This window comes from Tenacibaculum maritimum NCIMB 2154, from assembly GCF_900119795.1.
Lineage (GTDB): Bacteria > Bacteroidota > Bacteroidia > Flavobacteriales > Flavobacteriaceae > Polaribacter > Polaribacter maritimus.
Window position 1 is genome coordinate 675253 of record NZ_LT634361.1, and the last position, 23489, is coordinate 698741.

21 protein-coding genes are annotated in these 23489 nt (G+C 32.0%); 19 read left to right on the forward strand and 2 right to left on the reverse strand.

The window, feature by feature from the left end; translation table 11 throughout:
* The first annotated feature begins 22 nt into the window (after window positions 1–22).
* The 5 genes from ade to MARIT_RS03195 all read left to right on the forward strand — a co-directional run bounded on the left by ade (window position 23) and on the right by MARIT_RS03195 (window position 5225).
* Window positions 23–1645: an adenine deaminase gene (gene ade / locus MARIT_RS03175; RefSeq protein WP_100210736.1), complete on the forward strand. Its 1623-nt coding sequence runs from the start codon at window positions 23–25 to the stop codon at window positions 1643–1645.
* Window positions 1646–1695: 50 nt separating this feature from the next.
* Window positions 1696–2247 (forward strand): crossover junction endodeoxyribonuclease RuvC, encoded by a 552-nt coding sequence (ruvC, locus tag MARIT_RS03180; RefSeq protein WP_024741954.1) that lies wholly within the window; start codon window positions 1696–1698, stop codon window positions 2245–2247.
* Between the two features lie 8 nt (window positions 2248–2255).
* Window positions 2256–3425, forward strand: a complete 1170-nt coding sequence (gene hemW, locus MARIT_RS03185) for a radical SAM family heme chaperone HemW (protein WP_100210737.1) — start codon at window positions 2256–2258, stop codon at window positions 3423–3425.
* Between the two features lie 165 nt (window positions 3426–3590).
* Window positions 3591–4340 (forward strand): cyclase family protein, encoded by a 750-nt coding sequence (locus MARIT_RS03190; protein ID WP_100210738.1) that lies wholly within the window; start codon window positions 3591–3593, stop codon window positions 4338–4340.
* A gap of 129 nt (window positions 4341–4469) precedes the next feature.
* Window positions 4470–5225 (forward strand): ThiF family adenylyltransferase, encoded by a 756-nt coding sequence (locus MARIT_RS03195; protein ID WP_024741957.1) that lies wholly within the window; start codon window positions 4470–4472, stop codon window positions 5223–5225.
* On the opposite strand, the gene MARIT_RS03200 is transcribed toward MARIT_RS03195, so the two are convergent.
* Window positions 5222–5980: a response regulator transcription factor gene (locus tag MARIT_RS03200; RefSeq protein WP_024741958.1), complete on the reverse strand. Its 759-nt coding sequence runs from the start codon at window positions 5978–5980 to the stop codon at window positions 5222–5224. The two genes, MARIT_RS03195 and MARIT_RS03200, sit on opposite strands and share 4 nt — an antisense overlap.
* A 225-nt stretch (window positions 5981–6205) precedes the next feature.
* Between MARIT_RS03200 and MARIT_RS03205 the strand changes: the two genes are divergently transcribed.
* From MARIT_RS03205 to MARIT_RS03235, 8 genes are all read left to right on the forward strand, one after another.
* On the forward strand, window positions 6206–6811 hold the full coding sequence (locus tag MARIT_RS03205; RefSeq protein ID WP_136437586.1) for a hypothetical protein: 606 nt from the start codon (window positions 6206–6208) through the stop codon (window positions 6809–6811).
* 57 nt (window positions 6812–6868) lie between these two features.
* Window positions 6869–7009 carry a hypothetical protein gene (locus MARIT_RS15395; protein ID WP_157926174.1) on the forward strand — a complete coding sequence of 47 codons (141 nt, stop codon included), beginning with the start codon at window positions 6869–6871 and terminating at the stop codon, window positions 7007–7009.
* 97 nt (window positions 7010–7106) lie between these two features.
* A complete protein-coding gene (locus tag MARIT_RS03210) occupies window positions 7107–9437 on the forward strand; it encodes an outer membrane beta-barrel protein (RefSeq protein ID WP_100210739.1) in 2331 nt (776 codons plus the stop codon).
* A gap of 60 nt (window positions 9438–9497) precedes the next feature.
* Entirely contained in the window at window positions 9498–9710 is a 213-nt protein-coding gene (locus tag MARIT_RS03215; RefSeq protein WP_024741961.1) for a hypothetical protein, read from the forward strand.
* A gap of 52 nt (window positions 9711–9762) precedes the next feature.
* Entirely contained in the window at window positions 9763–11073 is a 1311-nt protein-coding gene (locus MARIT_RS03220; RefSeq protein ID WP_084339897.1) for a radical SAM/SPASM domain-containing protein, read from the forward strand.
* Between the two features lies 1 nt (window position 11074).
* The gene (locus tag MARIT_RS03225) at window positions 11075–13312 is read left to right on the forward strand and encodes a peptidase domain-containing ABC transporter (protein WP_100210740.1); all 2238 of its coding nucleotides are present in this window, start codon (window positions 11075–11077) and stop codon (window positions 13310–13312) included.
* A gap of 75 nt (window positions 13313–13387) precedes the next feature.
* The gene (locus MARIT_RS03230; RefSeq protein ID WP_100210741.1) at window positions 13388–14002 is read left to right on the forward strand and encodes a DUF4230 domain-containing protein; all 615 of its coding nucleotides are present in this window, start codon (window positions 13388–13390) and stop codon (window positions 14000–14002) included.
* An 89-nt stretch (window positions 14003–14091) separates the two neighbouring features.
* Window positions 14092–14457, forward strand: coding sequence for an MmcQ/YjbR family DNA-binding protein (locus MARIT_RS03235; RefSeq protein ID WP_024741965.1), 366 nt, complete (start codon window positions 14092–14094; stop codon window positions 14455–14457).
* 35 nt (window positions 14458–14492) lie between these two features.
* Here MARIT_RS03235 and MARIT_RS03240 read toward each other — a convergent pair whose 3' ends face one another.
* The gene (locus MARIT_RS03240) at window positions 14493–15338 is read right to left on the reverse strand and encodes an AraC family transcriptional regulator (protein ID WP_024741966.1); all 846 of its coding nucleotides are present in this window, start codon (window positions 15336–15338) and stop codon (window positions 14493–14495) included.
* A gap of 190 nt (window positions 15339–15528) precedes the next feature.
* Between MARIT_RS03240 and MARIT_RS03245 the strand changes: the two genes are divergently transcribed.
* The 6 genes from MARIT_RS03245 (at window position 15529) to MARIT_RS03270 (ending at window position 23345) form a co-directional block, all read left to right on the forward strand.
* Window positions 15529–16446 carry a dihydrodipicolinate synthase family protein gene (locus MARIT_RS03245; protein ID WP_100210742.1) on the forward strand — a complete coding sequence of 306 codons (918 nt, stop codon included), beginning with the start codon at window positions 15529–15531 and terminating at the stop codon, window positions 16444–16446.
* A 206-nt stretch (window positions 16447–16652) separates the two neighbouring features.
* Window positions 16653–18236, forward strand: a complete 1584-nt coding sequence (locus MARIT_RS03250; RefSeq protein WP_100210743.1) for an aldehyde dehydrogenase (NADP(+)) — start codon at window positions 16653–16655, stop codon at window positions 18234–18236.
* A 144-nt stretch (window positions 18237–18380) separates the two neighbouring features.
* A complete protein-coding gene (locus MARIT_RS03255; protein WP_024741969.1) occupies window positions 18381–19388 on the forward strand; it encodes a 4-hydroxyproline epimerase in 1008 nt (335 codons plus the stop codon).
* Between the two features lie 303 nt (window positions 19389–19691).
* Window positions 19692–20939, forward strand: coding sequence for an NAD(P)/FAD-dependent oxidoreductase (locus tag MARIT_RS03260; RefSeq protein WP_024741970.1), 1248 nt, complete (start codon window positions 19692–19694; stop codon window positions 20937–20939).
* A gap of 68 nt (window positions 20940–21007) precedes the next feature.
* Window positions 21008–21556, forward strand: coding sequence for a 5-formyltetrahydrofolate cyclo-ligase (locus MARIT_RS03265; RefSeq protein ID WP_024741971.1), 549 nt, complete (start codon window positions 21008–21010; stop codon window positions 21554–21556).
* Between the two features lie 4 nt (window positions 21557–21560).
* Window positions 21561–23345 (forward strand): aminopeptidase P family protein, encoded by a 1785-nt coding sequence (locus MARIT_RS03270; protein WP_100210744.1) that lies wholly within the window; start codon window positions 21561–21563, stop codon window positions 23343–23345.
* The last annotated feature ends 144 nt before the right edge of the window (window positions 23346–23489 follow it).

Below are 23489 nucleotides of genomic sequence, written 5' to 3' on the forward strand. Positions count from 1 at the left end.
TTTTAGCCAAAAATAATATAAGATGATAATACAAGGGAATATAGTTGATATACAAAATAAGCGAATTTTTAAAGGAGAAGTAGTTGTAAAAGATGGAAAAATAGCTAAAATTCAAGAAGCAGATCACACTATAGAAACCTATATTCTTCCAGGCTTTATAGATGCTCATATTCATATTGAAAGTTCTATGTTAGTTCCTTCAGAATTTGCAAAAATAGCAGTAACACACGGAACAGTAGCAACAATTTCTGACCCGCATGAAATAGCAAATGTATTAGGGGTAAAAGGAATTGATTTTATGATTGAGAATGGAAAAAAGGTTCCTTTAAAATTTAATTTTGGCGCTCCGTCTTGTGTGCCAGCTACTTCTTTTGAAAGTGCAGGTGCAGTTATTGATTCAGAAGATATTAAAGAAATGATGAAAAACCCAGATATTAAGTATTTGGCAGAAATGATGAATTATCCAGGAGTATTATTTGATGATGATGAAGTGTTGAAAAAAATTCAGTATGCAAAAGAGAATAATAAGCCTATTGATGGCCATGCCCCTGGTTTAAGAGGAGATGATGTTACAAAATATATTGCTGCAGGAATTTCTACAGACCATGAGTGCTTTACGTATGAGGAGGCGCTAGAGAAGCTGGAAAAAGGAATGAAAGTAATTATCAGAGAAGGAAGTGCAGCGAAAAATTTTGAAGCACTGATTGATTTATTACCAGCACACTACAAAGAAATCATGTTTTGCTCTGATGATAAACACCCTGATGACTTACTCTTAGGGCACATCAATCAATTGTGTGAAAGGGCAGTGAATAAAGGAGTTGATGTGTTTAAAGTATTGCAAGCTGCATGTATAAATCCTGTAGAGCATTATAAATTAGAAGTGGGATTACTAAGAGAAGGAGATGCGGCCGATTTTATTGTAGTTGACGATATAACTAGTTTCAAAGTTTTACAAACATATATTGATGGGGAGTTGGTAGCAGAAAATGGAGTGTCATTTGTGAAAAGTGTAGCTTTTGAAGTGCTGAATAATTTTAATACGGATCCAAAGAAAGTAGAAGATTTTGAATTTTACTCGGCTGCTGAAAAAATTAGAGTCATTGAAGCTTTAGATGGAGAGTTAGTAACGAATGAAATAGTAGCAGCCTCTTTAATAGCAGCAGGAAATCTTGTTTCTGATATTACAAATGATATATTAAAAATGACGGTTGTTAATCGTTATAAAAATGCGGCTCCATCAATTGCCTTTATCAAGAATTTTGGACTAAAAGAAGGTGCTATAGCAAGTTCCGTAGGGCATGATTCTCATAATATTATTGCAGTAGGAGTTTCTGATGAACTTATTTGCAAAGCAGTAAATTTATTGATAAAAAATAAAGGAGGAGTTTGTGCTGTTACGGAAACTAAAGAAGAGGTAGTGTCATTGCCAGTAGCAGGAATTATGAGTGATAAGTCGGCCATAGAAATAGGAAAATCGTATGCCGCATTAGATGCTATGGCAAAAGAAATGGGAAGTACATTACGTGCTCCTTATATGACTTTGTCATTTATGGCTTTATTGGTAATTCCTTCTTTAAAATTATCAGATAAAGGATTGTTTGATGGAAATCAATTTACATTTACTTCTTTAGAGGTGAAATAAACAAGATCGTAGGAAAAATAACAAGGTTACTCGTAGGAAGATTAGAAAGATTGAAGACAGAAAAGATCATATTAGGTATTGACCCCGGAACTAGTATTATGGGATTTGGAGTCATAAAAATAATAGGAAAGAAAATGGAGTTTGTTCAAATGAACGAACTAATTTTAAAAAAATATGACGACCATTACTTAAAGTTAAAATTAATTTTTGAAAGAACCATTCAATTAATAGATACTTATCACCCCGATGAGATTGCCTTGGAAGCTCCTTTTTTTGGTAAAAATGTACAATCTATGTTGAAATTAGGCAGGGCGCAAGGAGTGGCAATGGCAGCAGGCTTATCAAGAGAAATACCGGTAACGGAATATGCTCCTCGTAAAATTAAAATGGCAATAACAGGAAAAGGTACAGCAAGTAAAGAACAAGTAGCCTTAATGTTGAAGTCACTTTTAAAATTAAAAGAGCTTCCTAAAAACTTAGACGCAACAGATGGTTTGGCAGCAGCGGTGTGCCACTATTACAATTCAGGAAAAACTATTGGAGGTAAAAACTATACAGGCTGGGCAGCATTTGTAAAGCAAAATCCTAAAAAAATTAATTAAAGACTATTTTGGCAGGAATTTATTTACATATCCCATTTTGTAAAAAAGCATGTTATTATTGTGATTTTCACTTTTCTACCTCGTTTAAAAAGAAGGAAGAGTTAATTTCATGTTTGGTAAAGGAATTGGAGATTAGAAAAGATGAATTGTTTCATGAAGTAATAGAAACTATTTACTTTGGAGGAGGTACGCCAAGTGTACTATCTATAGAAGAGTTAAGTTTGCTAATTGGTACAATTTATAAAAACTACAAAGTATCAAAAAATGTGGAGCTTACTTTAGAGGCGAATCCAGATGATTTAGTAGTAGCTCAAGTGGAACAAAAAACGATTTTTAAAGCTTATAGGGAAATAGGGATTAATCGACTAAGTATAGGAGTTCAATCTTTTTTTGAGCAAGATTTGAAAGCTATGAATCGAGCTCATAGCTCAGAAGATGCGAAAAAATGCTTAGAAGAAGCTACTCTTTATTTTGATAATATTACAATTGATTTGATTTATGGGATTCCTGATATGAGTAATGAGCGTTGGAAAGAAAATTTATACAAAGCCTTTGATTTTGGAATTAATCATATTTCTAGCTACGCACTAACTGTTGAGCCTAAAACAGCATTAGAAACCTTTATCAAAACAGGAAAATATAAAAATGTAGAGGAAGATGTAGCCAAAGCACATTTTGATATTTTAGTAAAAGAAACTGCCAAAAGAGGATTTGTACATTATGAAATATCAAATTTTTCAAAACCTCATTATATATCGAGGCATAATACAAGCTATTGGAAAGGAAAGAAATATTTAGGAATAGGTCCTTCCGCTCATTCATTTAATAAAACGCATAGGAGTTGGAATATAGCTAACAATGCAAAGTACATAAAGGCAATTCAGCAAGGAAATTTGCCTAGCCAGTTAGAGCAATTGACTGATGAAGATCGATTTAATGAATATTTAATGACAGGATTGAGAACTGTTTGGGGAGTTTCATTACAATATATAGAAGAAGAGTTTGGAGAAAAAAAGAAAAAAGAACTATTAGCATTAGCAAAAAAGTTTATACACCAAGGTTTGTTGGTAATTGATAAGGGAATACCATCAGATAATGAAAGCGTTTTAAAAACAACAGCAAAAGGAAAATTTTTGGCAGATGGCTTGGCAAGCGCGTTATTTATCTTGAATGGATAGTGGTATTAAAAGCTTCTTTCTTTTTTAACCAAAACAGGTATAAATTGATTAAAAATAGTAACTTGCTGCAAAGTTAATGGTTAATACATATCATTTAAAATTAACTTAAAAGAAAAAGTACTTTTTATTTCGGTTATTGGTATAAGAATAAAATTTAATGAAGTTATGATTGCTAGTATAGCATATAAGTCAAAGAACTATAAGATAGATTTATTAGCACCTATTGATATTTCAATCCCGATAAATACCTCAAAACAATCTATAAACGCATGGTATATTGAAGATCCTAAAATTTATCCCGTATCAACAGGAGAATGGATAGGAAGTGTAGCGGAAGGAGCAGATATTAATTTTAATACGATTCAATTTAATCCGCATTCGCATATTACGCACACTGAATGTGTAGGACATATCACAAAAAAAGTACACTCTATAAATGAGAAATTGCAAAATTTTTTCTTTTTAGCAGAAGTAATTACTGTAGCGCCAGAAATGTTACACGGAGATGAGGTGATTTCTAAAAAGCAATTATCATTTGCATTAGGAAGAAAAAAAAGAGATGCCATTGTTATTAGAACCTTACCCAATTTACCAGATAAAAAATCAAGAAGATATTCAAATACAAATCCACCTTACTTATTAGCAGAAGCAGCTGCTTACCTACAAGAAATAGGAGTACAACATTTATTAATAGATTTACCTTCAGTAGATAAAGAAAAAGATGGAGGGCAGCTACTATCTCACAATGCTTTTTGGAATACGCAAGGAGCTATTCGATTTGATGCTACAATTACAGAATTTATTTATGTGCCAAACGAAGTAAGTGATGGAACTTATTTTTTAAATTTAATGATTGCTCCTTTTGAAAATGATGCCAGTCCAAGTAAGCCAATTTTATATAAGATTATAGTGTAATTTCTGGAAGAGAAGAAATGCATTGTATGCATTGAGTTTGTAAAAAAATAATAGGTAAGCTACTCTTAAGTGTAGTTATAAATTATTTATTTCAAGTTAATTTTGGGCTCGGCTAAAATTTTAAATTTGATGAATACTAGATATAGTAGAAATAGGATATACGTAACACCAGCAGAGCAAGAACTTATAAAGGATTACCCAATTTTATTAGCGGGAGCAGGTATTGGGAGCGCTATAGCAGAATGCGCTTTGCGTTTTGGTTTTGAAAATATAACTATTATTGATGGAGATCAAGTAGAAATGTCAAATTTGAATAGGCAAAACTATGTTGAAAAAGATATTGCAACAGCAAAAGTAGATGCTATAAAAAAGAGATTATTATCTATTAATGAGAAAGCGAAAATTAAAGTACATAATTGTTTTTTGACCACTGACAATGTAGAAAAGTATGTTGCTGAGTGTAAAGTAGCTATTAATGCATTGGATTTTAGCTCTGATATCCCATTGGTATTTGATGAAGTATGCCAACGAAATCACATAACTGTTATGCATCCCTATAATTTAGGTTGGGGAGGGTTGGTAACAATCATTTCTCCGAATGGACTTTCTTTAAAATCAATAACTAAAAAAGGAAAGGAATTTAACGAATTAAGAATGATTGAATATATCTCAAATTATATGAAATTTTGGGGAGAACCACAATTATGGATTGATGAGGTGCTTCGAGAGTATCTTAGTGAAAGAGAAAAGCTATCTCCTCCTCAATTATCTATAGGTTTATGGATGGTAGCAAGTATGTGTACACATCTTCTTTTTAAAATAGTAACAAAGCAAGAACTTAAAATATTTCCTGAATTTTACTTTTCATCTATTAATGAAAGTTAGATGAGCTTATTATTTGTTGCATATACGATAGCTTCAGAAATATTAGTAACATCTAATTTATCAAATAGTTTTCTTCTATGAAATTTAACGGTATCAGGAGATACACACATAGGTACGGCCATTTCATTGATGGTAAAGCCTCTGACAGAGTATCGCAGTATTTCTTTTTCTCTCTTAGAAAGGCCTATTCTTTCTTCGGTTTTCCAAAAGTCACCTTGTAAATCATATTTAAAGGTTTTATTCTCTCCTTTTTTAGAAATTCTAATATTTCCTGAATTTTGCTCATTAGAAAGAGAAATGATGCATATAGCTTTCCATATTTTACCTTCATTGGTGAGAAAAAGAGGAGTTAGTTTTTGATTGATTAAGAAAACTTTTCCCTCTTGGTTTTTTAAATAAAAATCATAAGAAATAGAGTAGTCGATTCGTTCTTTTATAGGGATTTGCTCATAGAAGTCAAACCCAACAGTATTTATCCTAAGAAGCAACTCTATGTCTTCCGGAATGACATAATTAAAATAAAAAAGATAGCCCATCTCTTTAACTTCTTCAGGAGTATGTCCACAAAGAAAAAGAGGGTTTTCAGAAACAAATTCAAAGCCCTTTTTTTGGTAATCGATAACATAAATACTTTTGTAAGTAGTTCTAGCAAAAGCACTAATGGTTTTTAGATAATTTGCAGTTTGTTTTCGCTCATTTTTAGAAACATTAGCCACTGTGTTTCTAGAAGAAAAAAAATCATTAACACCTCTCATAGCTTGTATAAAATTGTTTAAAGCCTTTAAATATAGTCAATTATATTTAAAAAGAGTTTGTGAAACTATTTAAAAAGTTCTTTTTAACCTATTTATACCATTTTATGTTTAAAAACGTTCGTAGGAAAGTAAAAATGTCTGTTAAAGCATCGGTTCCATTACTACTAAATTGTGTAGTGTGTTGAATGCTTTAACTGGATAGTTTTGAAAGTAAACCTATATGTTATGATGTTGACACAAAATTATTTAGAGAAACTGAGCGCAAATGAAATGTATAAATTATCAAAATTTATCGTTGAAGAAAACTTTAAGCACCATCAAAAGAAAAGCAATTTTAAGAAGATAAAAAAAGATATTATCTCTGTATATCAAGAAGAAATTAAGTACATACAAAATTCTGAAATCTTTGTATGTAAAGATAATTTAGGAGATATTATAGGGGCTATTCGGGTGTTGAGATGGAATTATGTAGATAAACTTCCTATACAGAATTTATTCGGAATCAATCCATTATTAGTAGTAGAAGATAGGTCTTTAAATGAGATATGGCATATTGGGAGATTTGCAATAAAGAAAGGAATACAGAAAGCAAATTTATTTAAAAAATTAATGGTTTGCGCTATTGCACCTGTATGCAGTCATGTAGGGAATATTGCTTTTGCAGAGTGTGATAGTAAATTATTACGAGTCATGTCTTTATTAGGAATACGATTTAAAATCGTTGGGAAATCTATCAATTATCTAGGTTCAGAAACCATTCCAGTTAGTTTTTCGTATCATGATTTGATTGGCTTCTATGAGGAAAATAAAAAATTGGTTTTTGGAGTTTAAGTTATTGGAAATGAAGATGTTTTTAAAAAACTACCTGATAGTAAATTATTACGGGTCATGTCTTTATTAGGAATACGATTTAAAATCGTTGGGAAATCTATCAATTATTTAGGTTCAGAAACCATTCCAGTTAGTTTTTCGTATCATGATTTGATTGGCTTCTATGAGGAAAATAAAAAATTGGTTTTTGGAGTTTAAGTTATTGGAAATGAAGATGTTTTTAAAAAACTACCTTTTTGTGTAGCTGAAAATTAGTAGGAAGAGGCTAACTTCATAACTCAAAAATTGAAAGTTCATGTACTTGCCTAAAGCTATCTTTTTAATATTCTTGTTTTCTTATTCGTCATATGCTCAATTACAAATAAGAGGAGTGGTGAGGGATTCTTTAGATGTAGGAATAGCGCTTGCAGAAGTGATATTGGAAACTAAAGAAAATAAAATTGTAAAGGGGCTAGTTACTAATAAGCAAGGAATATTTGAGTGTTCGATAAAAAAAGGGTATTATAAATTATCTATCCGCTTCTTAGGGTATAAGACTTGGAGCACGGATATTTTCTTAGCAGATAATTATGATTTAGGAGTAATAATACTTCATGAAGGTGCTGATACTTTGAATGAGGTAGTCGTCCAATCAAAGAAACCTTTTATAGAAAAGATAGAAGATAAGTTAGTTTTTAACATAGAAAATACCTTTTTAAGTAAAGGAAACACAGTAGCGGAAGTTTTAAGATATACTCCTAATGTTTGGGTAGGTTCCGATGGGGGCATTTTGATAAAACAACAACCCGCGGCAATTCAGGTTAATGGGAGACGAATTCGGTTGAAAGGAGATGCGTTAGTTGATTTTTTAGAAACAATTAATTCAGAGGATATCAAAAAAATAGAGGTTCAGTTGAATAGTTCTGCTGATTTAGACGCTAGTATTGATGTTGGAGTTGTAAATATAATAACGAAAAGAAAGAGTGGGATCAATGGGGGCTTAAGATCATATTATACATATTATGAGCAGTCCCCATATGATTTTTATAACGCTTTGTCATTAAATTATGGTGCGGAGAAATGGAATTTTTATGGAGCTTATAACTTTAAAGAGTCTGATGGGATAGGCGAGTTTAATTCCTCTTTAATGTATAAAAGTAGCAAAGAAAAACAAGTAACTAAAGGAGGTTTTGATAGTTTTTCTAGGAAGCATACCTATAGATTAGGCTTTTATATGGAGGTTTCAGAGAATCAAAATTTAGGAGTTGAATTTTATGGAAATAGCAATAAAAGTAATTTTTTAGGAGATAATCTAGTTTCTTTTAAAGAAACAAAAGGGAGGAATGAAACTAAAGATATAGGAGATAAGTTTTTGAATAGCCTTAGTTTGAATTATCATTACGCTATAAAGCCAATTAAGAGTTCTTTCGCATTTTATGGCGATTTTCTAAAGCATAATTACGATTCGGAAATTTTAAATAATTCTATTTATCCAAGTAATTTTACATCCAATTTTGAAAAAAATAATTCCAATTCGCAAACAAGAGTAGTAAGTGCTCAACTGGATTTTGAAACTGTTTATAATAAAAAGATTACCTCTAAAGTTGGAAGTAAAATTTCTAAAACAAAGAGGCAGAATAAATTGACTTCAAAAGTTTTAGTAGGAAATAGTTTTCAAGATAATATGGAAAGAAATACCAATTTTAATTATGATGAAGATGTCGTTTCTTTTTATGGAATATTAAAATATAAAGAGAATAAGAATTTTTTCAATTTAGGTTTTCGGTTAGAGAGGACTTCATTCTCTAATTTGGATATTTTAATGAATGATTTTGTTTCGAATAGCTTTGTAAATATATTTCCTTCATTTTATTATTCGAGAACATTTTCTAAAAAGAAATCTCTATCCTTTAGTTTTTCTAGAAATATTAACAGACCTTCTTTTAACAGTCTGAATAATAGAATTAATAAAATTAACGATTTCAGGTTTGATATAGGAAATCCTAATCTAGCTCCTGAATTTACTAATAGATACGAGCTAGTGTTTACCCTACCTAAACAGTCTCTTTCTTTATATGTAAACGATACGAAAGATGTTGTCAACGGGGTTTGGCGCATTGAGAATGATATTGCAATTCATCAAAATCAAAATTTTGGAATCAATACGCAATATGGAGTGATCTATAATTATAATGACAAATGGAAAAAGTGGTGGCAATTGAGGTTTTCAGGAGCACTTTTTTATAGGCATTTTAAAAACTCTTTTTTAAGCTTAAGTAAATTGACTTCTTCTTTTTCTTTGGTAAATAGATTCCAAATAAATGCAACTACTTTTTTACATATAGACGCTCATTATACAACTCCTTTTATAAGTTCCAATTATAAAAATTCGGAAAACATTTCAGTTAATTTATATCTGGGTAAATCTTTCTTGGCTAATAAATTAAACTGTAGGCTTTATTTAGATGATCTGCTCAATACGGTAAGGACTAGAAATAATGCAATGTTTGTAGATGCTGACTTTAACTTTTATCAGAAAAGAAATACAAGAGGAATTACATTTTGGGTAGCGTACAATTTTAATTCTAAAAAGAAAATCAGTAATAAAAGAAATACTACTAAAAATATGATTAAAAATAGATTGTAACATGGCGGAATCTGAAAAGCCAGCAATGAGTAAGAATAACTTTTTAAACTATAAAGGATTATGAAATCAAATAAATCATTCAAGGATCTTGCAAAACAAATAACCGCATTAAAAGAAGATCAGTTAGGAAAGATTAAAGGTGGTTTTGCAGCTTTTTCAACTGGTCCAGGCTTGGGAGTTGAAGGATCTGTAACTAATTCAGTTTCTGTTTCAGGAAATTGTAGTTGTAGCTGTACTTGTTCTTCAGGAGGAAAAGAAGTATCGGCTTTATAATTAATTATCAAGGGGAGTGTAAACTCCCCTTAACTTAAAAAGTTAAATACAAATGAAAAAATATAGTCAATTTAATACGATGATCCCCCATGAAGATAAATATGTTTTTTATAATGCTTACGCAAATAAATTTTTATATCTAGAGCCTTTATTAAAGGATTTAATAGAAGCCTCGAAAAGTGAAAATGAATTAGAAGGGCTTGGCGAGATACATCCTGATTTATATGTAGCTCTTAATAATTTGGGGTTTATTATAGATGAAGAGGTAGATGAGATTGAAAAAGTTAGAAAGTTGATAACAACAATAGATCATAATGAAGAGGAATATTATCTGATTATCAACCCTACGATGAATTGTAACTTTAAATGTTATTATTGCTATGAATCTCATATAAAAAGTTCTAAGGTTTCTGATAAAAATTTAGAAAAGATTAAACGATTTATAGGGAATACAATAGATGCTAATAAAAAACTAAAGTTGTTTACAATACAGTTTTTTGGAGGAGAACCGTTGTTGTTTTTTGATAAAACAATTCTTCCTATCATGGAATATGTATATCAAAAGACCAAAGAAACAGGAGTAAAATTAAATCTAAATTTTACAACGAATGCTTATTTGATTAATGATGAAATGATTAGGTTGTTCAAAAGGTATGAGGTAAATAGCTTGCAAATAACCCTAGACGGAAATAGAGAAATGCATAATCAGGTTCGTTTTGTAAATAAAAGTAGAGGATCTTATGATGAAATAGTAACGAATATGAAGAAATTGGTTAAAAGTGGTATTCATGTAACGTTTAGAATTAATTATACGGAAAAGAACTTAAAAGAATTGCACGATATTTTTGAAGATTTTGAAGATTTAGAAAAGGAAGAAAGAGCAAGATTAATGTTGTCAATGAATAAAGTATGGGAAGAAGCAAATGAAAACTTAGGAGAAGAAGTCGTGAAATTTAAAGAAAGAGCAGAGGTGTTTGGGTTTCGCTTGCCTGATGCTGTTTTTTCAGATAGGGTTAGGCATTCCTGTTATGCTGATAAACTGAACCAAGCAACCATAAATTATAATGGAGATGTTTTTAAATGCAATGCGAGAGATTTCCATAAAGATCATAGAGAAGGAGTGCTTACTGAATCTGGTCATATAGAATGGAATGAAAAGCAGTCTATAAGAATGAATGCAAAACTTAAAAATAGTTCTTGCCTATCTTGTAAAATATTACCGATATGTGGAGGAGGATGTAGCCAGCAAGCAATAGAGTATTCTCATGTTGATTACTGTGTGAATCACTATGACGAAAAGAAAAAAGAGGATATTGTCCGAAGTATGTTTTTGTCAAAATTTTTAGAGAAAGTACCTAGCTAAGATGAAGTTTATACCTCAGAAAGATTTAATGGATTGTGGGCCAGCTTGTTTAAGTATGGTGTCTAGTAACTATAATAAAAATTTTTCGTTACAATATTTAAGAGAGCATTCTTTTATATCAAGGGAAGGAGTGTCTTTACTAGGGATTAGTGAAGCAAGTAAAAAAATAGGGTTTGAAACTTTTTCAACAAAATTAACTGTTGATAATCTCGTGGCTCATCAAGAAATGTTTCCTTGTATTCTTCATTGGAATCAAAATCATTTTGTGGTTATATATAAAGTGGGTAAAGGAATCTTCTCCAGAGAAAAAATATTTTATGTAGCAGATCCAGCGCATGGAAAGGTTAAATTAAAAGAAAAAGATTTTAAAAAACACTGGGTTTCGGAAAAAAATAAGGGAATCGCGTTGTTTTTAAATCCAACCGAAAAATTTTTTGAGATGAAGCCTCAAAAATCAGAAAAATTATCTGTACAATATCTTTTTCAACATTTAAAGCCTTATAAAAAAAAGTTGATTACCTTGTTTCTTCTGCTTTTTTTAGGAAGCGTATTAACACTGGTGTTTCCTTTTTTAACACAGGCGTTGATTGATGATGGTGTCAATGCAAAAGATATCAATATTATTTTTCTGATTTTATTAGCGCAGTTAGGTGTTTTTTTAGGGGCCATTACCATTGAAATTCTTAGGAACTGGTTAATGCTGTATATAGGTACTCATTTAAGTATTGATATTATTTCTAGCTTCTTAAAAAAAATGTTACGACTTCCTATTAAGTTTTTTGATACTAAAACAATGGGAGATTTTAACCAACGCATTCAAGATAATGATAGGATAGAAGATTTTTTGACCTCACAGAGCTTGACTACATTTTTTTCTATTATAACCTTTTCTGTTTTTTTTGGAGTGTTATTGTACTATGATTATAAAATATTAGTAGTTTATTTAACCTTAACTTTTGTAGCAATATTATGGTCTTTTTATTGGTTGAGAAAACGTAAAGTTTTAGATTACTACCGCTTTCAACAAAGGAGTGATAATCAGGAGTCTATTTATGAAATGTTGAACGGAGTTATAGAAATGAAAATCAATAACTTTGAGGATTTTAAGAGGAATGAATGGGAGCATATCCAAAAAAAGTTATTTAAGTTAAATATTAGGATTTTAAAAATCAACCAATTGCAACTTTCAGGCTTTGAATTTATCAATCAGCTTAAAAATATCTTGGTTACTTTTCTTGCAGCAAGTTATGTGGTACAAGGAGATATGACGTTAGGAATGTTATTAAGTATTTCTTATATCATTGGGCAAATGAATTCTCCAGTAAATCAATTGGTTAATTTTTTTAGGTCTCTTCAAGATGCCAAATTAAGTCTAGAACGGCTTAATGAAGTCCAAAATCATGTGGAGGAAGAAGCTTCGATTCAAAATGAACAAGGAAATTTGGAAGAGTTGAAAGAAATTAGTGTTCCTAAAGGAAAAATGGAACAAAATGGGATTGAAAGAGGAATTCAATTAAAGGAGGTATCTTTTCAATATGAGGGACCAAAATCTCCTTATATTTTAAAAGATATTGATTTGTTAATTCCTGAAGGGAAAATAACAGCCATTGTAGGTGCTAGTGGTAGTGGAAAAACTACGTTGATGAAATTGTTGTTACGTTTCTATGATCCAATACAGGGAAGTATCTATTATAATTATGATAATATACTAACTTTATCACCTAAAAGCATACGGAAAAATTGCGGAGTTGTCATGCAAGATGGGTATATTTTTTCAGATACGATGGAAAGAAATATTGCTATGAATGATAGAGATATTGATTATCAAAAGTTAGAAAAAGCATTAGAAGTAGCAAATATTCAAGATTTTGTTTATGGACTACCACTACAATTGAAAACGAAAATAGGAGCGGCAGGTAGCGGCATTTCAGGAGGTCAAAAGCAAAGACTTTTGATTGCAAGAGCAGTGTATAAAAATCCGCAATATATCTTTTTTGATGAAGCAACAAGTGCCTTAGATGCTGAAAATGAAAAAATAATTCATGATAACTTGCAAACTTTTTTTCAAGAAAAAACAGTAGTCGTTATTGCACATCGCTTGTCAACCGTAAAGAATGCAGATAAAATTATTGTTTTAAAAAAAGGGCAAGTGATAGAGCAAGGCACTCATATAGAGTTAGTAAATAGTAGATCAGAATATTATCATCTCGTAAAGAACCAATTAGAACTAGGGCAGTAGTTTTTTATCTTGCTTTTACTGGTAAAGCACTTATAAGGGGTAAACTTCTAAATATATTTATGTAATTTCGTAGCTATGGAATTACTTTTTATAGGCTTAATAGCAGGGGCAATAGCATCGTTTTTTATATTTCAACGATTTTCAATATCAAAAAATAAAAGTCTTACAGAAAAACAATCTATTGTATTGTTAGAGAAGATAAAAAAAGTATCGAAACTCATAACGGTAGAAGGTGAGTTTGCTGAAATTTACCACCATCAAAATACACAAGAAAAATTTTTAGGCTTGATATCAAGTAAAAAAAAAGCCATTATATTAATTAATGCAAAAGCGCATATAGGATTTGATTTTAAGAAAATAAAAATGCGTGCAGATAATAAAAAGAAGAAAATCATTTTGTCAGAATTTCCGCAACCAGAAGTGCTATCAATAGAACCTAACATACAATTTTATGACATTCAAAATGGGCTGTTAAATAAATTTAGTTCAGAAGATTTAACACAAGTAAACAAAGAAGCACGAGCACATATTTTGAAAAAAATTCCAGAAAGTAATTTAATGCAAACAGCAAATAATGAAGCTTTAGAAGCTATTGCGTTAATGGAAAGTTTAGTAGAAACAATAGGTTGGAAGTTAGACTATACAGCCTTGGAGCTTTCTAGTACTGCAAATGAATTATTAGAAGCATAATGTTTTTGATAGTAGGTGTTTATTTTTTGGCACTTCTTGTAAAGAAAGCAGCATTTTTTGCTAATTTGGTATAAAAACACAAACATAAAATGCATATAGAGCAACTCAGAGAATACTGTATGGCAAAAAAGGGAGCAACAGAACATTTTCCTTTTGATGAGGTCACTTTAGTCTTTAAAGTTATGGGGAAAATTTTTGCACTAACAAGCTTAGAGCGTTGGGAAAATGGAGAAGCAAAAATAAATTTAAAGTGTAACCCTAGCTGGGCGGAAGAATTAAGAGGGGAATACCAAAGCATTAACCCAGGTTATCATATGAATAAAAAACACTGGAATACTGTTACTTTTAATAATGACGTAGCAGATCATTTTGCGTTTGAACTAATAGATCATTCTTATGATTTAGTAGTACAAGGTTTAACAAGAAAGCAAAAAGAAATATTACAACAAACATAAAAGTAGGAAATTTTTGAAATAAGATCGCGTGTACTTTATAGTACTATTTTTTTGTATTTAGAAGGGGTTGTTTTCTTAACTTCTTTAAACTTTCTGTTGAAATTAGACAAGTTTTTGAATCCGCATAAATAAGCAATTTCACTAATAGATAAGCCTTTATTGGAATTTAATAATTTACAAGCATTTTCTATACGAAGTTCGTTTAAAAAAGAAAAGTAAGATTTATTCGTTCGTTGTTTGAAATACCTACAAAAAGCATTTGGTGCCATATTGGCTTTATTGGCAACTTCTTCTAAACTGATGCTTTTGTCAAAATGGAGAATTGTAAAATCCATTACATCACTCATTCGTTTACCTTCGTTGTCAGTATATTTTTTAGGATAAATAAAGTCAGCCAATTGTTGTCTTTTAGATTGGTTAACGACTTTTAATATTTGAAAAAAGGTAATGAATCTATCTAAATTAGAAGCATTTTGTAAGTCTAAAAAAAGCTTTTGAAGTTTTATGCGATTGTCTAATACTTTAAAACCAGATAAAGATTTTTTAAAGAAAGAAGCTAGTTTGGTAAAATCATCCAATAAGAAAAAATCTTTACCAAAAGATTGATCCGTAAAAAATAAAGAGATCATAAAAGATTCTTTAATATTACTAGTATCACTCTTAAATACGTGAGGTAAATTACTACCAATAACTAGAATATCCCCAGATTTATAATCGTTGATGGTATCTCCAACAATTAAAGTACCTTCTCCTTTATGAATATAACACAGTTGAATTTCTTCATGTTGGTGTAGTTTATCATAAAAATAATGCTCTTTGTCTTCTTGATAAATGACCCCAATGTTCCGGGATTTGGGTATTTTAAAAGGAAAAACTTTCATAATATGTGAAGTGGTTTTGATTGAACTTGTTTTAATAGCCTATGGTTTAACTAGGTTGTAAAACTACGCAAATAATATTCATTTAAAAAAGATAAATTTTCAATTAAGGTAATATAGTATCAATAAGAGGTAATTTTAAAAAACGATACAGCAGAATATCATGCTAAATTTGCACAAAAACAAATACATTATGATCATAGATTGGAAGGGTGTTATGCCGGCGGTAACCACTAAATTTACAAATGAAGATACGTTAGATTTAGAGATGTTTGAAGTAAATATTAATGCACAATTAGAAGCAGGTGTACATGGAATTATTTTAGGAGGTACTTTGGGAGAAGCATCTACTTTATCTGATGAAGAAAAAAGAGTATTGGTAAAAGAAACTGTTAGAATAGTAGCGGGTAAAGTACCTGTTATTATGAATATTGCAGCGCAAACAACTAAAGAAGCCATTGAGGCGGCACGTAAAGCAAAGGAAGATGGAGCTTCTGGCTTAATGATGTTGCCTCCAATGCGTTATAAAGCAGATGCAAGGGAAACCATTGAGTTTTTTAAGCAAACGGCAAAAACTACTGATTTACCTATTATGGTATATAATAATCCAGTAGATTATGGTATTGAAGTTACTTTAGATATGTTTGAAGAACTGTTATCAGACTGTCCAAATATTCAGGCAGTTAAAGAATCAACTAGAGATATTTCAAACGTAACAAGAATGAAAAATCGTTTTGGAGATAGATTGGCTATTTTAAGTGGAGTAGATACGTTAGCACTCGAAAGTTTGGTTTTAGGAGCAGAAGGATGGGTAGCAGGTTTAGTATGTGCTTTTCCTGCTGAAACGGTAGCTATATTTAAGTTGGTAAAAGCAGGGCGATTTGAAGAAGCAGTAGCTATTTATAGATGGTTTTTACCATTGTTAGAATTGGATATAAATGCTAAGTTGGTGCAAAACATAAAGTTAGCAGAGGTAGCAACAGGTATTGGAACAGAGAATGTTCGTGCGCCCAGATTGCCTTTAATAGGAGAAGAACGTAAACGTGTTTTACAAATTATTGAAAATGGATTGAAAGGAAGACCTACGTTGCCTGAATATAAAAGTTTATAAAGTGGTAAAAGGTATTTCCCAACGATCAAATTTTTGAAAAATGTTTTAGAAAAACGTTCAAAAAAAGAGCAACTTTGCCAAGTATAAAAAAACATAAAGTAAAAGGTATTCCCCAATGCATAAAATAGTAAGAGTTACGTTACGTATTTTATAAAGAAAAACTTAAATAATCTGCTAATACTCAGCATAAAAAGAAGTGATATACAATGATTACAGGAAAGAACTATATAGGAAATCGATTGTCAAGTAAAGGAACAATTACGTATAAAACGTTTCATCCAGAATTAAACCAAGAAAATGAGTATGTATTTACAGAAGCAACACAAGAAGAAATTAACACAGCTGTTGATTTAGCTTCGGAAGCATTTCAAGAATTTAAACAAGTTTCAGGAAAAAAGAAGGCCGCCTTCTTAAATGTCATAGCTGATGAAATATTAACCTTAGAAGATGAGTTGATTCAAACATATTGCTCTGAAACAGGATTGCCAGAAGGAAGAGCTATGGGAGAGCGAGGAAGAACTGTTTTCCAATTAAGGAGCTTTGCTGAATTAGTAGCTGAGGGTTCTTGGGTAGAAGCATCCATTGATACAGCAATACCAGATAGAGCACCTTTGCCAAAGTCAGATATTCGAAAAATGAATGTTCCAATAGGCCCTGTAGTAGTATTTGGAGCAAGTAATTTTCCATTAGCGTATTCAACAGCAGGAGGAGATACAGCTGCGGCATTAGCCGCTGGTTGCCCAGTAATTGTAAAGTCGCACCCAATGCATGCAGGAACAGGAGCATTGGTAGCTTCTGCAATAATAAAAGCCGCGGAAAAAACAGGAATGCCTAATGGAGTGTTTTCTAATTTGAATTCAAGTGGTATTGAAGTAGGGCAGCAATTAGTGTCGCATCCAAAAGTAAAGGCCGTTGGTTTTACAGGAAGTATTCGAGGAGGAAGAGCTTTGTTGGATTTAGCAGCAAAAAGAGAAGAACCAATTCCAGTTTTTGCAGAAATGGGAAGTGTCAATCCTGTTGTTATTTTACCAGAAGCTTTGGAAACAAGAGGAGCAGTTTTAGCAGAAACTTATGCCAAATCAATTACTCTAGGAACAGGACAGTTTTGTACCAATCCAGGATTGATTCTAGGAATAAAAAGCGAAGCGTTGACTAATTTTATTGAAAAATTAGCTGTAGAAACTGTAAAAATAAATCCTTCATGTATGTTGCATCCAAATATTGTTGGAGCTTATGAAACAAATAAAAAGAAGTTATTAGCAGAAACAGGCATCGAGGTTGTTGGAGCTTATAAAGAAGCAGTAAAAAATAATTACGCAACGCAAGTAGTAGCTACAGTATCAGGAAGTACTTTTTTAAAGAACCCTACGTTGCATCAAGAAGTATTCGGACCTTTTTCATTAGTAGTTCAATGTGAAGATAAAGCAGCTTTAGAAAAAATAATAGCGGCTTTAGAAGGGCAACTAACAGGAACCATTATAGCCAATGATTCAGAAATTGGAACGTATAATTCACTAATAACAACCTTACAAGATAGAGTAGGACGCATCATTTTCAATGGGGTGCCTACTGGAGTTGAAGTTTGTCCATCTATGGTTCATGGAGGGCCGTACCCAGCATCAACAGACAATCGTTTTACGGCAGTTGGTGTCAATTCAATTAAACGTTGGGTAAGACCGTTTAGTTATCAAGATTTTCCAAATGCATTATTGCCAGAGGAGTTGCAAAATGAAAACCCGCTGCACATTGCTAGGTTACTTAACAATACGATGACACGAGATAAAATTTAATAAGTAGGATTTTGACTCCTCTTTTTTATACCGATTAGTTTAATTTGTAAGCGGTATTAAATTTCATTATGAAAGGGGTTTTTCATTGAGAGGAGCAAAGTCCAAACGATCTTAACGATATAAGCTGCCCTAAAAAACGAATTCATGAGAAAAACATTTTTTTGTATAGATGCCCATACTTGCGGTAATCCAGTAAGAGTAATTGCAGGAGGAGGACCTAATTTAAAAGGGGCCAATATGAGTGAAAAACGCCAGCATTTTTTAAAAGAATATGATTGGATTCGAAAAGGGTTGATGTTTGAGCCAAGAGGGCATGATATGATGAGTGGAGCCATTTTATTTCCTCCTCATGATTCAGAAAATGATTTTTCAATATTATTTATAGAAACTTCGGGTTGTTTACCAATGTGTGGGCATGGAACTATTGGCACGATTACCATAGCTATTGAAGAAGGATTGATTATACCTAAGCAGCCAGGGCTTATAAAAATGGAAGCACCAGCGGGACTAGTGCAAATAGCGTACGGACAAACTGGTAAAAAAGTAGATTGGGTGCGTTTAACGAATGTGAAAAGTTATTTAGCTGCTGAAAATTTAACAATAAGTTGCCCTGAGTTAGGTGAAATAACTTTTGATGTAGCTTATGGAGGAAATTATTATGCCATTGTAGACCCTCAAAAAAACTTTTCAGGAGTGCATGATTTTACAGCTAGTAAAATTATTCAGTATTCTCAAGTAGTTAGAACACGGATCAATAAAAAATACCCTGATTTGTTTATTCATCCTGAAAATGATACTATTAGAGATGTAACACATATGCTATGGACAGGAAATCCGTTAGAGGCATCTTCTTCAGGAAGAAATGCCGTATTTTATGGCGATAAAGCCATTGATAGAAGTCCTTGTGGTACAGGAACATCAGCAAGATTAGCGCAATTATATGCAAAGGGAAAATTGAAAAAAGGAGAAGAATTTATTCATGAAAGTTTTATTGGAAGTAAGTTTATTGGGCGTGTAGAAGAAGAAACTACCTTAGGAGGAAAATTAGCTATTGTTCCAAGCATTCAAGGATGGGCAAAGGTATATGGCTATAATACCATCATTATTGATGAAGAGGAGGATCCGTATGCACATGGTTTTCAGGTAATATAAAACTGAAGCGGTTTCAGCTTTTTTTGAAGTCTGCAAATTGGTCTTATTTCACCTTAATTTTAGCTTTTTAGGGTAAAAGATCCCAAATTTTCGCTTCTAAACAAAAGGTTTAAATCACTTCACTGATGAAAATCAATTACAATACAATTTCTTATAAAAAAATAGAAGGGCTTATTTAAAAATTGGTGAAATAATAGAAAGAAAGTAATCTGTAAAAGAGAAAGAGATTAAATAGATTTGGGAATGCTTTTTATAAGTTGAAATACTTAAAAAGAAGCCTACTAATTAATTAAAATTTATTAGATGTCAAAAGAAGTACTCATTATAGGAGGTGGGATTATAGGGTTATGCGCTGCATATTATTTGCAAAAAGAAGGACATAAAGTAACGATCATTGATAAAGCCGATTTTTCGTCAGGAGCTTCTTTTGTAAACGCAGGATATATCACACCAAGTCATATTATTTCTTTAGCCGCACCAGGAATGATTCGCAAAGGAGTTAAGTGGATGTTAGATGCTTCTAGTCCTTTTTATGTAAAGCCTCGTTTAGATATGGATTTTTTGAAGTGGTCATGGTTGTTTAAAAAATCAGCGACGCAACAAAAGGTAGCTGCTTCCATTCCTGTAATAAAAGAGATCAATCTGTTTAGTCGGGCTTTGTATGAAGAAATGAAACAATCAGAAGATTTTAATTTTTTCTATAAACACAAAGGATTGTTGATGTATTACCAAACAGAAAAAGCAGGAGCAGAAGAATGGGCTATAGGGAAGATGGCTATTAAAGAAGGACTTAAAGTAGAGCATTTAACAAAAGAAGCTGTAAAAAAGATAGAACCTCATGTAAATTTAAATATCAAAGGAGCAATATATTATCATTCAGATGCGCATATGACTCCTCATGAATTTATGCAGCAACTAAAAGTATATCTAGAAAAAAAAGGAGTGACAATACATGCCAATGAGGAGGTGTTAGACCTCCATCTTTCTAAAAATAAGATTACTTCTATACTTACTAATAAACGAACTTTAGAGGCTGATGAAGTAGTAGTGGCAACTGGTGCTTGGACGCAAAAAATAGCGCAAAAGTTAGGAACAACCATTCCTGTTCAGGCAGGGAAAGGATATAGTATTAATACGGATAAAAATACAGGAATTACTGTTCCTGCTATTTTAATGGAAGCAAAGGTAGCAGTAACTCCTATGAACGGATTTACGCGCTTTGCAGGAACTATGGAAATAGGAGGAATTAACCATGATATCAATACAACCCGTGTACGGGCAATAGCCAAGGCAAGCGAAGGGTATTACGAGGGATTGATGCTTTCAGAAAAAGAAAAAGCAGCAGCGCAATGCGGTTTGCGCCCTTGCTCACCAGATGGGTTGCCTTATATAGGGAAACTACCAGATATAAGTAATGCAACTATTGCAACAGGGCATGCTATGATGGGGTGGAGCTTAGGGCCAGCTACAGGAAAATTAGTTGCTGAGATACTTTCAGAAAAAAAGCCTAGTTTAAATTTAGAGCCGTTTCACGTAGCGCGTTTTTCTTAAAAAGCAATCATTTTCTTTTCAAGTAATTTCAAATCATAACTGGTGTAAACAGTGTATCTTTGGAGATCATGGAAAAGCGAGAACTTCGAAAAATATACAAAGAAAAAAGGAGGGCGTTAACAGATTCAGCAATAGCTGCTTTTGAAAAAAACATCTACACCCAAATACAGCAGATGGATTGGTCATCAGTGTCAGTAATCCATATTTTTTTGCCAATAAAACAACAAAAAGAAATTAACACCTACCCGATTATTGATTTTTTAAGAAGTCTTAAAAAATCAATAGTGATTAGCAAAAGTGATTTTAAAACGAATAAACTAAGTCATTTTTTATTTGATGAGGATACCAGCTTAGTGTTGAATTCTTATGGAATACCAGAGCCTGTAAATGCAAAAGAAATAGCGGTGAGCAATATTGACTTGATTTTTGTTCCTTTATTAATTTCGGATGCTCGAAAGTATAGGGTAGGATATGGAAAAGGATTTTACGATCGTTTTATTGCTGATTGTAAAAGGGAAGTGATTACAGTAGGAATAAATTTTTTTCAACCGATACAAAAAATAACAGATATTCATAAATACGACATGGCTTTAAGTCAGGTTATTTATCCAATATAAAATTATGATAGCAAAAAGAATAGCAGCTTTAAGAACTGCAATGAAAAATAAAAATTTAGATGCATATATCATTCCTTCAGCAGATCCGCATCAGTCAGAATATGTATCAGATCATTGGAAGTTAAGAACATACTTTTCTGGATTTACGGGGTCAGCAGGTACCCTAATTATTACCAAGGATATTGCTGGAGTATGGACGGACTCTCGTTATTTCTTACAGTTTGAAGAAGAATGTAAGGATACTGAAGTAGTTTTGTATAAACAATCTATACCACATGCTCCAGAGCACGTAGCATGGTTGTGTAATTTGCTGCATAAGAATGCAGTCATAGGAATTGATTACCGCCAGTTTTCAAAAGCACAGGTAGATTATTTGACGGGTTTTACAAGTCTTAAAAACATTCAATTACAAAATGAAATGCACTTAGTTGATGGTATTTGGAATGATCGCCCAAGCTTGCCAAATACACCTATTCAAGAACATGCTACTGTATTTAGTGGGCTAACTGTAGCGTTTAAACTAAATAAAGTTTATGAAGTGCTGCGGGAAAAGCATGCTGATTTTTACTTCTTTTCAGCACTAGATGAAATAGCATGGTTACTTAATATTCGCGCTAATGATGTAGATTTTACTCCTTTAGTAACGGCGTATCTATTAGTAGGTGAAGCACGTACTATAGTGTTTGCCGATAAGAGTAGGTTTTCAGCGAATTTATTAGCGGTGTTATCCGCTTGTAAAGTTGTAGTAGAAGACTATGAAAGCATTACTGAAATAGTACCTTTGGTAACTAAAAATAAAAAAATAGTTACAGATTCAGCTTCTTTAAATTATGCCATGTACCATGCAATAGCAGGTGAATTTGTATTTGAGAAATCGATTGCAAAAGAATTAAAAGCCGTCAAAAATTCAGTAGAAATTGAAGGAGCAAAAGAATGTATGCTTAAAGATGGGGTGGCATTAACTAAATTTTTTATTTGGTTAGAAAAAGAATTAGAAGAAAATGCGATATCGGAATATGAAATAGGAAAGAAGTTAGAAGAGTTTAGAAGAGAGCAAGCGCATTATGTAGGAGCATCTTTTGCAAGCATTGTAGGTTATAAGGGAAACGGAGCTATTATTCATTATACAGCTCCTAAAGAAGGGTCTGCAATGGTACAAAAAGAAGGCGTTTTGTTGATAGACAGTGGAGCGCAATATAAAAATGGAACTACAGATATTACCAGAACTATTTGGCTAGGAGGAACTCCGACAGAAACTATAAAAAAAGCATACACTTCTGTACTAAAAGGCTATATTGAGTTGGAGCGGTTACAGTTTCCCTTAGGAACTACAGGGGCTCAAATAGATGCCTTTGCACGTGTGCATTTGTGGAAAAATGGGCTGGATTATCCGCATGGAACGGGCCATGGTATAGGAAGTTTTGGTATGGTACATGAACCCGCTCAAGGTTTTACCACGGGAGCTACTACTGAAAGAGGAACTACTGTGCACAAGCCTAATCAATTTACTACAATAGAGCCAGGATGTTATGTAGCAAATGAGTTTGGTATTAGAACGGAAAATGTAGTACTATCAAAAACGGTACGCAAAACGGCTTTTGGAGAATTTATAGGGTTTGAGCCTTTAACATGGTGTTATATAGATACTAGTTTAGTACTGATTACTGAATTAAGCAGTGCAGAAATCACTTGGTTGAATGCATATCATGCACTTGTTTTTAAACAATTATCTCCTTTTTTAAATAAAGAAGAAACAAACTGGTTACAAGAAAAATGTAAGGCAGTATAGTGATACCATTCATAACTATTAAAAAAAATCTCAATATGTTGTTAAGTATTGAGATTTTTTATTGTTTTGTAGTCTTTGTATTGAAAATTCTTAATTGTAACAAGATCAGTACAAGCTATAGCTAATGTAATATTCATCGAATAA

What these genes read in the sequence shown, in the direction of transcription:
- ade (WP_100210736.1), top strand. Translation starts at nt 23, where the DNA reads ATGATAATACAAGGGAATATAGTTGATATACAAAATAAGCGAATTTTT.
- MARIT_RS03190 (WP_100210738.1), top strand. Translation starts at nt 3,591, where the DNA reads ATGATTGCTAGTATAGCATATAAGTCAAAGAACTATAAGATAGATTTA.
- MARIT_RS03195 (WP_024741957.1), top strand. Translation starts at nt 4,470, where the DNA reads ATGAATACTAGATATAGTAGAAATAGGATATACGTAACACCAGCAGAG.
- MARIT_RS03200 (WP_024741958.1), bottom strand. Translation starts at nt 5,980, where the DNA reads ATGAGAGGTGTTAATGATTTTTTTTCTTCTAGAAACACAGTGGCTAAT.
- MARIT_RS03205 (WP_136437586.1), top strand. Translation starts at nt 6,206, where the DNA reads ATGATGTTGACACAAAATTATTTAGAGAAACTGAGCGCAAATGAAATG.
- MARIT_RS15395 (WP_157926174.1), top strand. Translation starts at nt 6,869, where the DNA reads ATGTCTTTATTAGGAATACGATTTAAAATCGTTGGGAAATCTATCAAT.
- MARIT_RS03210 (WP_100210739.1), top strand. Translation starts at nt 7,107, where the DNA reads ATGTACTTGCCTAAAGCTATCTTTTTAATATTCTTGTTTTCTTATTCG.
- MARIT_RS03215 (WP_024741961.1), top strand. Translation starts at nt 9,498, where the DNA reads ATGAAATCAAATAAATCATTCAAGGATCTTGCAAAACAAATAACCGCA.
- MARIT_RS03220 (WP_084339897.1), top strand. Translation starts at nt 9,763, where the DNA reads ATGAAAAAATATAGTCAATTTAATACGATGATCCCCCATGAAGATAAA.
- MARIT_RS03225 (WP_100210740.1), top strand. Translation starts at nt 11,075, where the DNA reads ATGAAGTTTATACCTCAGAAAGATTTAATGGATTGTGGGCCAGCTTGT.
- MARIT_RS03230 (WP_100210741.1), top strand. Translation starts at nt 13,388, where the DNA reads ATGGAATTACTTTTTATAGGCTTAATAGCAGGGGCAATAGCATCGTTT.
- MARIT_RS03235 (WP_024741965.1), top strand. Translation starts at nt 14,092, where the DNA reads ATGCATATAGAGCAACTCAGAGAATACTGTATGGCAAAAAAGGGAGCA.
- MARIT_RS03240 (WP_024741966.1), bottom strand. Translation starts at nt 15,338, where the DNA reads ATGAAAGTTTTTCCTTTTAAAATACCCAAATCCCGGAACATTGGGGTC.
- MARIT_RS03245 (WP_100210742.1), top strand. Translation starts at nt 15,529, where the DNA reads ATGATCATAGATTGGAAGGGTGTTATGCCGGCGGTAACCACTAAATTT.
- MARIT_RS03250 (WP_100210743.1), top strand. Translation starts at nt 16,653, where the DNA reads ATGATTACAGGAAAGAACTATATAGGAAATCGATTGTCAAGTAAAGGA.
- MARIT_RS03255 (WP_024741969.1), top strand. Translation starts at nt 18,381, where the DNA reads ATGAGAAAAACATTTTTTTGTATAGATGCCCATACTTGCGGTAATCCA.
- MARIT_RS03260 (WP_024741970.1), top strand. Translation starts at nt 19,692, where the DNA reads ATGTCAAAAGAAGTACTCATTATAGGAGGTGGGATTATAGGGTTATGC.
- MARIT_RS03265 (WP_024741971.1), top strand. Translation starts at nt 21,008, where the DNA reads ATGGAAAAGCGAGAACTTCGAAAAATATACAAAGAAAAAAGGAGGGCG.
- MARIT_RS03270 (WP_100210744.1), top strand. Translation starts at nt 21,561, where the DNA reads ATGATAGCAAAAAGAATAGCAGCTTTAAGAACTGCAATGAAAAATAAA.